The 11,981-nt window shown below is 70.0% G+C and carries 9 protein-coding genes; 2 read left to right on the forward strand and 7 right to left on the reverse strand.

Annotated features, from left to right (window positions below; genetic code table 11):
- Window positions 1-5: 5 nt before the first annotated feature.
- The gene (locus KGD87_RS34710; protein WP_284665197.1) at window positions 6-443 is read right to left on the reverse strand and encodes a hypothetical protein; all 438 of its coding nucleotides are present in this window, start codon (window positions 441-443) and stop codon (window positions 6-8) included.
- Window positions 444-628: 185 nt separating this feature from the next.
- Between KGD87_RS34710 and KGD87_RS34715 the strand changes: the two genes are divergently transcribed.
- Together KGD87_RS34715 and KGD87_RS34720 are read left to right on the forward strand one after the other, a co-directional pair.
- Complete coding sequence (locus KGD87_RS34715) at window positions 629-1,429, forward strand: pseudouridine synthase (RefSeq protein WP_284665198.1); 801 nt, start codon at window positions 629-631, stop codon at window positions 1,427-1,429.
- Window positions 1,430-1,461: 32 nt separating this feature from the next.
- Window positions 1,462-3,027 (forward strand): hypothetical protein, encoded by a 1,566-nt coding sequence (locus tag KGD87_RS34720; RefSeq protein WP_284665199.1) that lies wholly within the window; start codon window positions 1,462-1,464, stop codon window positions 3,025-3,027.
- An 18-nt stretch (window positions 3,028-3,045) separates the two neighbouring features.
- On the opposite strand, the gene KGD87_RS34725 is transcribed toward KGD87_RS34720, so the two are convergent.
- From KGD87_RS34725 to KGD87_RS34750, 6 genes are all read right to left on the reverse strand, one after another.
- The gene (locus KGD87_RS34725) at window positions 3,046-3,870 is read right to left on the reverse strand and encodes an aminotransferase class IV (protein ID WP_284665200.1); all 825 of its coding nucleotides are present in this window, start codon (window positions 3,868-3,870) and stop codon (window positions 3,046-3,048) included.
- Window positions 3,871-3,887: 17 nt separating this feature from the next.
- Window positions 3,888-4,457, reverse strand: a complete 570-nt coding sequence (locus KGD87_RS34730; RefSeq protein ID WP_284665201.1) for an anthranilate synthase component II — start codon at window positions 4,455-4,457, stop codon at window positions 3,888-3,890.
- The gene (locus tag KGD87_RS34735) at window positions 4,454-5,914 is read right to left on the reverse strand and encodes an anthranilate synthase component I family protein (protein WP_284665202.1); all 1,461 of its coding nucleotides are present in this window, start codon (window positions 5,912-5,914) and stop codon (window positions 4,454-4,456) included. The genes KGD87_RS34730 and KGD87_RS34735 overlap by 4 nt, the downstream gene beginning before the upstream one ends.
- 282 nt (window positions 5,915-6,196) lie before the next feature.
- On the reverse strand, window positions 6,197-9,703 hold the full coding sequence (locus tag KGD87_RS34740) for an ATP-binding protein (protein WP_284665203.1): 3,507 nt from the start codon (window positions 9,701-9,703) through the stop codon (window positions 6,197-6,199).
- A 20-nt stretch (window positions 9,704-9,723) separates the two neighbouring features.
- Window positions 9,724-10,758 carry a hypothetical protein gene (locus KGD87_RS34745; protein ID WP_284665204.1) on the reverse strand — a complete coding sequence of 345 codons (1,035 nt, stop codon included), beginning with the start codon at window positions 10,756-10,758 and terminating at the stop codon, window positions 9,724-9,726.
- Window positions 10,745-11,968, reverse strand: a complete 1,224-nt coding sequence (locus tag KGD87_RS34750) for an endonuclease domain-containing protein (RefSeq protein WP_284665205.1) — start codon at window positions 11,966-11,968, stop codon at window positions 10,745-10,747. The genes KGD87_RS34745 and KGD87_RS34750 overlap by 14 nt, the downstream gene beginning before the upstream one ends.
- Between the last annotated feature and the right edge of the window lie 13 nt (window positions 11,969-11,981).

The raw sequence follows: 11,981 nt of genomic DNA on the forward strand, positions 1-11,981 counted from the left end.
TCCCCTCACGCCTTGATGAGCCGACCGAGAACGAAGCCCGCCGCCACGCACCCCGCGATGAAGAGCCCGGGCCGCTCGCGGACCTGTGTCTGGGCATCCGCGAGCAGCTCTTCGGTGGTTTCACTCTCCAGCCGTTCAGACGTGCGGCGGAGCAGTCCCGTCGCGCGGCCGAGCAGCGGCCGGGCCATTTTCGCCTCGTCCTTGTCCGAGATGCCCTCCAGCGTGGAGACGAGCCCCCGCAATCCCTTGGCCACGTCGCCCCGGCGGCTCTCCACCTGGTGGTAGACGCGCTCCTTCGCGGCGCTGCCCAGTTGCTTCGCCTGCTCCTTGCCGGCCTGCCCGAGCCTGGACGTACCGGCTTCATCACGGGCGAAGCGGGAGCCTCCTTCCGAGCGCTGCCCGTGCCCGTTGCCTTGGATGCTGCCGTCGATGACGCTTCCCATGCTGACTCCTTCATGTCCCGAGGGGGAAACTGTCGCGGGGACTTCACGGTTCATCGTCCCCGCGTGTCTTCGCATCAGAAGGTAGACATGCTGCGTGGCTGGCCTGAACGGAGCCTGGTACGCAGGCAAGGTGGGCGGTGGAGGGCGCGGGCGATGGTGGGCGGAATGAGAGAGGACGTGGGCGGATGACGCGCAAGCAGCGGACCCCGAGGTGGCTGGAAGCGGCACGGCGGAGGGGGCCGGAGGACGTGCAGCCCTCTGGCAGGTCGGATTGGTTGGCGAGGGCGCTGGGGAAGGCCGGAGTGATGCCTCGCGCCCAGGCGGAGGTGGCCATCCGAGAAGGACGGGTGACGCTGGATGGGCGGGTGGAGCGCGAGCCCTTCGCGCCGGTGCGTCCGGGGATGGAGGTGCGGGTGGACGGGCAGGTGCGGCACCTGGAGGCGCCCGTGTTGGCGCTGATGTTCCACAAGCCCGCGGGGCTGGTGGTGCACGGCTCGGACGCCGAAGGCGTGGGCACCGTGTTCGAGTGTCTGCGTGAGCGCCTCACGCCTCCGCTGCGCGACCATGAGTGGCTCGCGGTGGGCCGCCTGGACCGGGACACCACGGGGTTGCTGCTCTTCACCAACGACGAGCGCCTGGTGCAGCACGGGACGTCGCCCGAGCGGCACCTGCCCAAGCGCTACGTGGCGGGCGTGGTGGGGCCGCCACCGGAGGAGGCGCTCCGCCGATTGCGCGAGGGCCTGGTGCTGGAGGACGGCCCGACGCGGCCCGCGGGGGCCCGGCTGCGCGCGCAGGACGTGGTGGAGCTCACCCTGACGGAGGGGCGCAACCACCAGGTGAAGCGGATGCTGGCGGCGGTGGGACATCCGGTGCGGACCCTGCACCGCGAGGCCGTGGGCGGCGTGACGCTGGACGTGCCCGAGGGCGCGTGGCGGTTGCTGACGGACGGGGAGGTGACCCAGGGGTTGTCCTTCGCCCTTTCCTGAGGCCGCGCCCGCCGCGTGTAGACTTCGACGCCATGAACGTTTCCGCGGCCCGTGAGCGTGGCGGCATCCCCGCGCGGGCCTTCTGGCCTGGTGTCTTCGGCGTCACGGCGGCCTTCAGCCTCTTCTGCCTGGGCGTCGAGTACACGCCGGACTCGCTGCACTACCTCTCCGTGGCGCGTGGACTGGTGTCGGGCTCGGGGCTGTCGGGCACGCTGCTCGCGGTGGACACGGCCATGCCCCGGCCGCTGGACTTGTGGCCGCCCCTGTTCCCCATGGCCTGGGCCGCCCTGTTGTGGCTGGGGCCGGACGCGGCGGTCATCACCCTGCACCTGCTGTGCTTCGCCGTGCTCGCCGCGGCGCTCTTCTCCATGGCCCCCGAGGGGCAGGGCGCGCGCTACCTCTGGACGTGCGCGGTGCTCATCGTCCTCTACCGTCCCTTCGGGCACGTGGCGGCGGCGGCGTGGTCCGAGCCCCTGTGCGTCGCGTTGCTCGCGCTCGCGCTGGCGCGGGAGGTCCGGGGCGCGGACAGCGTCGGCCGTTCCTTCCTGGTGGGGGTGCTGCTGGGCCTGGCGGTGCTGACTCGCTACGCGGCGCTGTTCGTCCTGCCCGGGCTCCTGTGGTGGCGCTTCGTCCGGGCGCGTGAGGCGGGGGGGCCGCGGCGGCACGCGGTGCAGGCGCTGGCGCTGGGCGCGGGGCTCGGGCTCGTGGTGGCGCCGTGGTTCGTCCGGAACGTCGCGTTGTTCGGCCGGGCCCTGGGGCCGCCGCGGGCGCCGCGTGGCGCGGGGCTCGTGTCCTCGCTGCTCAGTGGGGTGGATACCCTGCTGGGGGAGGCGTCCTTCGGCGCGTTCGGTGTGCTCTGCGTGGCGGCCACGGTGTGGTTGCTGATGCGTGCGCCGCGTGGCGCTTGGAGTGAGGACCTGCCGGACGCGGCGCTGGAGCGGCTGCGGCCCGCGGCGCTGATGGCCGTGTCGTATGTCGCGGGCCTGTTCTGGACGGCCACGCGCACGCAGATGGACACGCTGGATGGCCGGCTGCTGGCGCCGCTGGGCGTGGGGTTGGTGCCAGTCACGGCGGCGGTGTTGGTGTCGCTCGTGGAGCGTTCCCGGTTGATGTCAGCTCCGGTGCTCGTCACCACGGGCGTGGTGGTGGTGGCGGGACACCTCTGGGCGCCGCTGCACGCGCGCGTCCGTCAGCCCCGGCAAGGCTTCAACCACCTCCGCGAGCGCATCGCCCCGCTGCCGGCGTGGGTGGAGGCCCACGTCACCGAGCGGGACCTGCTCCTGGGGCCGCAGCTCTGGTGGGTCCACCCCTTCTCGCGTGCCCCCGTGGTGGCGGATGGCTACCCCGAGAGAGGCTTCCTGACGCGCCAGACACTGGGGCCCTACCTGCGGCAACACGGCCCCGCCTACGAGCGCTTCTTCTGGGTCGATACCAGGCCTCCGCCTGTCGACGCGGCTGCCTTCGAGGCCGTCGAGGTCGCCCGGTTGGGGACGAATGCCTACTGGTCCACTGTGTGGAACGCCGTCTGGGAGATTCGCCCCGTGGACCGCGCGTCTCCCGCGGACGGAGCCGGCCGCGAGGCGGCGCCCGCGCCGTAGGCCTGCGCCCCGTGCGCCTCAGCGCTCGCGCGCGGCGATGTCCTCGACGACGCTCCGGATGCTCCGGGCCAGCGCCACGCTGGTGGGGAGCGCCCGGCCGAGGAGGCTCGGCACGCCGGTGGCCACCTGGGCGGAGTTGGTGAAGACGCAGGCGCTCACCTGGGCGAGCTGCGCGAACGAGACCGGCCGCTCGACGATGGGCAGCGTCCCCACGTGTCCGGCCTCCAGGAGTACTTCGCGGATGATGCCGGGAAGACATGGCGCGGACAGGGGCGGCGTGATGAGCGCTCCGTCGCACTGGAAGAAGACGTTGGCCGTGGGGAGCTCGCAGACCTCGCCGGCCTCATTGCCGAGCAGGGGCAGGCGCTCCATCACGCTGTACTGTCTGAAGTAGGCGAGGCCCTTGTGATTCAGCGTGGACTCGCCGCGGCGGTAGGCCCCTGGCTCCTCACTGTCCAGGGCTCGCCCCTCTCGGTGCAGTCGCTCCAGGTCCGGGGCGTGCTCGCGGAAGGTGAGCAGCACTCGGCCGTCACTTGCCGACAACTTGCCCACACCTCGGAACGCGGGGCCCATCGCGGCGTCGGCGTGCAGGCAGCGCGCAGTTGCTTCGCGCACCGCGGCTTCGGTGAGGTGCTCCGGCGGCGGCGCGCGGACGGCGCCGGGAAAGGCGGCCAGGCTCGAGCGCAGCCGCCTCAGGTGCCGGGCGAGGAACCAGGGCTCGCCAGCCTGGATGCGGAAGGTGGTGAAGAAGCCCGCGCCGAAGAAGAAGCCCTGCGCGAAGTCCCGCAGGTGCAGGTCCTCCCAGCGCCGTACCTCGCCGTCCACCGCGACCGTGGAGAACATGGCGGCCTCCTGTGCGCTCAGCGCGCCGGCTCCAGGAAGTTGGCGAGCAGCTGGGGCCCCTGGGGCGTGAGGAACGATTCGGGATGGAACTGGACGCCTTCCAGGCGCGGCAGCTCGCGGTGCTTGAGGCCCATGATGAGCCCGTCCTGCCACGCCGTCACCTCCAGGCACGCCGGCAGGCGCTCCGCGTCCACGACCAGTGAGTGATAGCGGGCCGCGGTGAAGGGGACGGGAAGTCCGCGGAAGACGCCCTGGCCCGAGTGCTCGATGGCCGCCGTCTTGCCGTGCACGGGCACCGGTGCGCGCACCACCTTCGCGCCGAACACCTGGCCCAGGCACTGATGCCCCAGGCACACCCCGAGCACGGGCACCCGCCCGCCCAGGGCCCGGATGACGTCCATGGACACGCCCGCTTCGTGAGGCGTGCAGGGACCGGGGGAGATGAGGATGTGGTCGGGCCGGAGCGCTTCGACCTGCGCCACGGTGATGGCGTCGTTGCGCACCACCTTCAGTTCGGCGCCCTGGGCGCCCAGCGCCTGCACGAGGTTGAAGGTGAAGGAGTCGAAGTTGTCGATGACGAGAATCATCTTTGGCGCTCCACCGACGCCAGGGCCAGGAGCTGCGAGCGCGCCTTGTTGAGCGTCTCCTTGTATTCCTGCCGGGGCTGCGAGTCGTGGACGATGCCGCCCCCCACCTGCGCGTAGGCCCGGCCGTCCTTCACCACCAGCGTGCGGATGACGATGTTCAAGTCCAGGTCACCCGTGAAGGACAGGTACCCCAGCGAGCCCGTGTAGAGCCCTCGCGCATGGGGCTCCAGCTCGGTGATGATTTGCATCGTGCGCAGCTTCGGCACGCCCGTAATCGTGCCTCCGGGGAAGAGCGCGCCCACGACGTCCAGCGGCTCCACACCCGGCGCGAGCTGGCCGACGACCTCCGATTCAATGTGGAGGACGTGGGCGTACTCGACGATGTCCATCAGCTTCGTCACCTCGACCGAGCCATAGGTGCACACGCGGCCCAGGTCGTTGCGCTCCAGGTCCACCAGCATGGCGTGTTCGGCGCGCTCCTTCTCGTTGGTGCGCAGCTCTTGGACGAAGCGCGCTTCCTCTTCGGGCGTGCCCCGTCGGCGCGTACCGGCGATGGGCCGCGTGGTGGCTCGGCCGTTCTCCACGCGCACCAGCCGCTCCGGTGAGGCGCTGACGACGTGGAAGCCGTCACCTTCGAGATAGCTGGCGAAGTGGACGGGGTTGATGGCGGACAGCGTCTCGTAGAGCGCGAGCGGCTCGCCGGGAAAGGCCACCTCCAGTCGCTGGGAGAGATTGACCTGATACGTGTCACCGGCGCGGATGTACTCGCGCACGCGCTCGACCGCGTCCAGGTAGGCCTCCTGGGTGAAGTTGGAGCGGTACGCCTCGGAGGGCCCATCCATCGCGGGTGGCGCGGGCGGCGCCGTGGGCGTGGCGGTGCGGACGTGGGCCTCCAGCGCGTCCAGCCTGCGCTCACAGTCCTCCCAGTCCGAGCCCGTGGCCACCGCGAGCAACTGGCCCTCGTGGTGGTCCACCGTCAGGAAGGTGTCGATGAACGCCAGGTTGATATCGGGCAGGCGCAGGTCGTCCCGTGGGTGCCGGGGCAGGGATTCGAAGGAGTGCGCGGCCTCGTAGCCGAAGAAGCCCACCGCGCCGCCGCAGAAGAGCGGCATTCCGGGATGACGCACGCCACGCCACCGGCGCAGCAGCGAGCGCAGCACCTCCAGCGGCGCGCCCTGTTGGAGCGCGCCGTCAATGAAGCACTGTCCCTCCTTCGCGGTGAAGCGCAGGAGGGGCTTCGCGCCGAGGAAGGAATAGCGCCCTTCCGTGCTGACCCGGGTGCTCTCCAGCAGGAACCGGCCTTCCGTTGGGAGGGCACGCAGGAGGTCCACGGGACGCAGCGCCCCGAGCGGGAGCCGCCGTACCACGGGCACCTGATTGTAGCCCTGGGCCACGAACGTCTCGAAGGACGTCCGGTCCGGGAAGCGCGTGGGAAAGGGCGAGGGCGGGCGGCTCATGTCGAGGCGCTTGATACCAGGAACCGAGACGGCCGCCGCCTGGAAGGAACGTTCCGTCCAGGCCGCCTCGGAGATGGGACCCCTGGGCGGGGCGTCACGGTGGAATGAACGTTCCGTCCAGGCCGCCGCGGCTGTGGGGCTCCCCTGAGTGGGGGGACGCGGTGGAATGAACGTTCCGTCCAGGCCGCCGCGGCTGTGGGGCTCCCCTGAGTGGGGGGCGCGGTGGAATGAACGTTCCGTCCAGGCCGCTTCGCCCGGGAGCGCCTCCTGTCGGAAGTGCGGTCAGCGTGAGCCGCGTTCCAGGGTGCGGCGTGCCTCTTTGAGGATTTCGTCCTCGGAGAGCTGGTCGGTGCGAATCGCGGAGCGGTCCGCCTTCAGTTGCTGGACCTTCCCCTCTCTCAAGACGTGAAACTGGCCCATCTTCTGGCCGGGGAGGCGGGTTTCCGCGTCAATCCGGGCCTCGGTGAACATGGGCTTGAGCTTCTTCAGCGCGTTGTCTTCCTTCACCCCGCCGACGAACCAGGAGCGCACGTTCTCCCGGCACTTGTAGTCCAGGTCCCCAGGACTCTGCGTGGCCAGCATGACGCCCACGCCCGCCGAGCGCGCGCGCTTGAGCAGATTCTCCATCGGCTGTTTGGTCGCGGGTTTGCTCGTCGCGGGCAGGTACATGTCTGCTTCGTCGAAGAGCAGCACGGCCTGGAGCTTGGACGAGGGGTGTTGGCTGGTCCAGCGGTTCGTCTCCAACAGGAGCTGCGCCACCCAGAAGAGGATGCGGTTGTTATCTCCCAGGTACTTGGTGCTGATGATGCTCAGCCGCGTCTTGCCCGGCGTGCTCGCTGCTCCGAGCCCAAGCAGGTCACTGATATCCAGCCGCTCTCCACCCGTCGACAGCAGGGGGCGGAGGTCGAGCCGGAGCACTTCGAGGTCCTGGGCGAGCTTGGCGAACGTCTTGGTCTGCAGGCCCCCCGTTTCCTGCCGGAGCGACTCGTCCTGCTCCGCGACGAACTTCTGGACCATGTCCAGGGTCAGTTCGTTGCCATCGGGCCGCTGGACCAACAGGCGCAAGGCCTGCGTGAGCAGCGCCCTGGCCGCTCTGTCGTTGGCGCCGTTCCTGTATTCGAGCATGCCCGCGATGGCATCCGCGGCCTGCTGCACGCCCTGCTCACGCTCTTCCGGCGACAGGTTTTCGAGGCCGCGTGGAATCACCGGGATGGCCAGCGGCCGTCCGTCGGAGCGGCCCGGCGTGTAGAGCGCGACCTCGACGCGCTCGCGCAGCAGGCGGCGCCGCTCGATGAGGACGGGGTCGTCCAGGTGTTCTTCCCAGGAGAGGTCTCGCGCGTACGCGGCGAAATCTCCCTTCCGGTCGATGAGGATGGCGGGCACGCCTCGGAGGAGCAGTTGCTCCAGGACGTTGAGCGCCAGTGTCGTCTTGCCGCTGCCCGTGGTGCCCAGGAAGGCGCTGTGCCGGGTCAGCTCGGAGGGGTCCACGGTCACGACCTGGCTGAACACGCCTTCCGAGGAGCCAATCCGCAGTGGCCCCGTGAGGGCTTCCGAGGGACGTGGGGCGGGAGGGCTCTCATTGCCCTTGAAGCCGATAGGGGACTTCATCCCCTGGGGCGGTGTCACGGTACGGCCCGTCAGCATCGGCGACTCGACGGTGATGCCATGCAGCGGGTTGTCCGAAAGGGATTCGGCCCGGCCTTGCCTGGCTCCCTGGGAGATGACGGGCTCGCGGCGTGCGCGCGCGTCTCTCGCCTCCAGTGCGCTCGTTTCGGCACGGGCGGGAGGGGCGGACTTCACTCCCGAGCGGACTTCGGCCGGGACTGGCGCTCCATCCGGCGACGTCGGTGCGCTGTTGACCAGCTCCGTCTGTGCCTTGGTGGCGGTGCTCCGGGCTCCGACATTGGCCGTCGGGACGACAGCGCCGCCTTTGGGTGGGGGCTTGGACGTCTTCGGCCCGGAGGACGGGGGCGTGGTGTCCGGCTTCTCCAGCCCCAGGATGTCGCCCACGGACTTGAGCCGGGTGATGGGGCGGGCCGTCCGGCTCCAATCCTGAAGGGTGGCTTCACCCGCGTACTTCTCCCGGAATCTGCGCAGAGCCACGAGGTCCCGAAGCTCTGTGTCGCCAACGATGACGCGGCGCCCGCCCAAGCGCAGGAGTTCGCCCAATTGCTCGGCGACGACACTTTCAGGCCTGGACGAAGGAAAATCGGTGGTCCGCACAATGACAGGCGTCTTGCCCACCGCCTTCTTGATGGCCTCGGTCATCTGTTTACCGAGGCCCCCTCCTCGTGAATCTTTCTCGCAGAGGGCGATGAGGAGCTTGCCGCCCTCCGGGTGGACGCGGATGTCCAGCATCTCCTTGTCCTGGGGCTTGACGTCGAAGCGCTTCGTGTCCCCGAACTCCTTGCTGCCGGTTTCAATGGCCCAGGCCAGCAGCTCCGCGACATCGGCGGGCTCCTCGGGCGGGTCGATTCGCAGGGTGGCGCGAAAGTCCGTCCACAGCTGGTCCATGTCCGGCTTGGGGGCAAGGGACTGCTCCACCTTGGATTGCGCCTGTCCCTGTCCCTGGGGGCGTTGCAGCGGGAAGCTGGCGGGCAGCTTGCCGTCCTGGATGGCCCGGTCGCGGTAGCGGCGGCACTCATTCAGGACGTCACGGGCGCGCTGTCCCCCGAGCACATCGAAGCCGGCCGCCGGAATGGGCCAGGTCGGGTCCGACGGGGAAGTCGTGAACCCACGCTGTTCGAACAGGGCTTGCAGCCGCCGCGCCGCGAGGTCCTTGGCCGTGTCGGCCGTGACCGTCCGCTCCAGCATCACGGGCTCGGGGTCGTTCTCGATGCGGTCCACGGTGCTCTGGTTGAGCAGGGGCTTCATCTTCGCCCAGTAGTCGGAGAGGCAGCAGAAGACCACGACCGCGCGAGGCACCTTGCTCGCGATGGCCGCGAGGCTGTTCATCGCGCGCCGGAAGGAGTTCTCCATCTGCGGCCGCTGTTCGAAGTCGCTGACGTCCTCGACCTGGTCCACGCACAGCACGAGCGCCTGGCCCAGGCCGCCCATCAACCGCCCCAAGTGCTCCACCATCCGCGCCGGTGCATCGTCGGCGGCCCGGGGGATGAGGTTTCCGATGACGCGCTGGTCCGCCTCGGACAGCTCCTCGCAGCGCAGCCAGTGGAAGATGCGGCGGTTGAGCCGGGGGTCTCTGCGATGCAGGTAGATGAGCGCGCGCAGCAGGTCGACTTCCACTTCCCGGAAGCGAGGGTCCAGCAGCAGCTCGTCCGCCACGGCCCGGATGGTGCCGTGCAGCTCTTCATCCTCCAGAATCTTCTCGTCCTGCAGGTGCAGCGCGAACGCGCTGGTGCACTGGGCCATGAGGGCATCCGACAGGTGCATCAGCCCGCTGTCGTCATCGTCGCCCGCCTCGTCGAACGGCTTGTCCAGGGAGTCAATGAGGTTGGACAGGATGTAGCGGTCGTACTGCGTCGCATCGACGGTCATCGGCATGTAGCCGACGAAGCCCTTGCGCTGACCATGCGCGAGGTTTCGGAAGGCGCGCACCAGATGGGTCTTGCCGCTGCCTGACTCTCCGAGCAGGAGCAGCAGCTTGCCGGCGCCCGGAGGAGCGTCCGAGGAGGCCTTGTCGAGCAGTCGCTTGAAGACGCGGCGAGCCGGCGCGTTGAGGGCCTCCACGTCGAACGGGTCTGCCTGCCAGATGTGCTGGCCTTGTTCGACGCTGGTGAAGACCTCGCGGGAGTCGTCGAGGAAGATATCGAGACGGGGGTCGTTGGCCACGGAGCGCTCCTGGGTTCGGGCTAGACGACAACGAAGTGGAAGCTGGCGCCGAAGGACCGGACCTCGGACTCAGCGACGTCTTTCGGATCCATGGCGGACACGAGGTCCGCGCGCGTCAGTGTCAACAGGCGGGTGCGGTTGGCTTCCAGGAGCGCCGCGTCGAAGGCCTCGCGGGTGCTCCACTCCGGATGGAGGGCCTTCCACACGTGGGAGATGAAGACTTTGTCCTCGCCGAAGCGGCCCGTGGGGAGGGCTCGGGCGACGGACAGGACACGCTCCGCGAAGGCCGCCGGGGTGGGGGGCGCTGTTGATGTCGCCTCGGAGCTGGGTGCCGGTTCCACCGGCGGCGTTGCCGCAGGGGGCGCGACGTTTTTCTCGGAGGCGCCGTCCTCCAGCGCGACAGCCCACCGTCGCATCAGCGACAGGCGCACGGCCTCCGCACCCACGCGGGGGGCGCCCGCCGCGCGGGCCGCGAGCTGCTCCATGCCCTTGTCCGGGTCCGTCGTCTTCGCGTCCAGCAGTTGCCCGAGCAGGTGGGCCTTCACCGCGCGCAGGGTGAAAGGCCGGTCCGTCTCGACGCCGAGCTGCCGCCACAACAGACGGTCTCGCGTCTGCGCCAGGGTGAGGCCTTCCTCGGCGTCCAGTCCATGCTGGCGCTGAAGCGCGGCGGCGCGAACGCCGTCAGCGTCCTTCATCCGCGCCACCACCGCCTTCGATGGCGGCAAGTCCAGGCTGCGCGCCACCAGGTGCGTGGCCTTCAGCTTCTTCCACGTCAGGCCGCGCGGCGGCTGGTCCAGTTGGAGGAAGCGCAGCACCTCCGCCCGGCCCGTGGGCGTCAGCTCCAAGTTGCTGCGTTTGCGCACCACCACCGTCCCTCCACCGAGCAGCGCCTCCATGAGCGCCTCGAAACGGAGCTTCCATTCCGCGCGGCTGAGCTGATGCTCCACGAAGGGCCGGAGCACCTTCTCCAATTTTCCGCGCGTGCGGCCCTGTTCACGGGACGTCATGAGCCAGGACAAAGCAATGCCTGACAGCCGGTGGTCAGCGCTTCCCATTCGATGCTTCCTTCCCGGTGAGCTCACCCCTGCGGGTGGCAATCAACGTGTCGAGGGTTTCAAGAATCTCTTCCAGGCGCGTCACCACGTCGTCCGCGAGGAAGCGGACCACCCAGTATCCCGAGCACTGGAGCGCGACGTCCTTGCGCCGGTCCCGGCGGAAGCCGTCGGGGCTGCGGAAGTGGAAGTAGCCGTCGATCTCCACGGCCAGGTTCAGCTCCGTGCAGAGCAGGTCCACCTCCAGCCTCCGGCCACCTCCGACCGGGGCCACGTGGCCATTGAGGACGAAGAGCCCCCGCGTGGAGGCATGGTCCTGGAGCCGGGCGTGCAGGAACTTCTCCGCCTCGCTCCGGGCGCGGCCATTGGCGTCCCGGCAGGCCGAGGCGATGGTGCGCGCCGCCGAGTCGTAGAGCGCGACGACCTGCTCGGACGAGCCTTCCTGCCGGAGCCGGGCGCGCGTGGAGGCCACCGCGGCCTCGGGGAGCTCGCGGGTGTCTTCGTCGAGCTCCGGCTCGGCCAGGTCCAGCCGGCCTTCCCGCAGCATGGCGAGGATGTGGGACTCCTCCCGCCGGAGGTGCTCGGCGAGGACTTCCGCGGCGAGCACGCAGCCCGTCGTGAGCGCGGGGGCCGCGGTGCACAGGGCCGCGGCGGTGCGGAGCGCCCGGAAGTCAGCGGGGCCCGTCCGCACGCGCAGGGCCGGCGTGCTTCCAGCGGGGACCAATGACATCAGCGCCTGGAGGGCTGGCAGCGGCGCGCGCGCGATGGCCTGGCTCACCGCGTCTGGAGTCACACCGGACGGCGACGGGTCCGGGCTCTCCAAAAGGGCCCGGCATAGCTCCCAGGTGGCGGACTGTCCCTGCGGGGGCGTCAGGCCGTCCATCAACACGCGCCGCTGGTGCGCCGTCTTGCCTCGGAACTGGAGCGTTCGTGTAAGGCGCTGAGGCTGTGAGCGGACGACGAACGCCTCCGCGTCACCCAGCAGGTCCCTTTCCCTGGCGAGCGCCGCCGCCCAGGCGGAGACAACGGCGCGCACGTCATCCCCGTCCACGATGACGACACTCAGGCCCCGGCGCTGAATCCACTCCGTCCAGACGGTCAGCGCCCGCTCCGGCGGCCCGACGAGCGTGCTCAGCGTCGCAATGCCTTGCGCGCGTCTGCGGGCATGCCGGTCCAGTGAAGCGAGAAGCGCTGCATCCAGTGGTGGCTGCAAGCCATTTCCCCCG

Origin of the sequence: Myxococcus sp. SDU36 (genome assembly GCF_030168875.1) — a bacterium.
Taxonomy (GTDB): Bacteria; Myxococcota; Myxococcia; order Myxococcales; family Myxococcaceae; genus Myxococcus; species Myxococcus vastator.

Excerpts from the sequence above, each read along its gene's own strand:
- KGD87_RS34730 (WP_284665201.1), bottom strand. The coding sequence starts at position 4,457 with ATGATTCTCGTCATCGACAACTTCGACTCCTTCACCTTCAACCTCGTG.
- KGD87_RS34725 (WP_284665200.1), bottom strand. The coding sequence starts at position 3,870 with ATGTTCTCCACGGTCGCGGTGGACGGCGAGGTACGGCGCTGGGAGGAC.
- KGD87_RS34720 (WP_284665199.1), top strand. The coding sequence starts at position 1,462 with ATGAACGTTTCCGCGGCCCGTGAGCGTGGCGGCATCCCCGCGCGGGCC.
- KGD87_RS34710 (WP_284665197.1), bottom strand. The coding sequence starts at position 443 with ATGGGAAGCGTCATCGACGGCAGCATCCAAGGCAACGGGCACGGGCAG.
- KGD87_RS34745 (WP_284665204.1), bottom strand. The coding sequence starts at position 10,758 with ATGGGAAGCGCTGACCACCGGCTGTCAGGCATTGCTTTGTCCTGGCTC.
- KGD87_RS34735 (WP_284665202.1), bottom strand. The coding sequence starts at position 5,914 with ATGAGCCGCCCGCCCTCGCCCTTTCCCACGCGCTTCCCGGACCGGACG.
- KGD87_RS34715 (WP_284665198.1), top strand. The coding sequence starts at position 629 with ATGACGCGCAAGCAGCGGACCCCGAGGTGGCTGGAAGCGGCACGGCGG.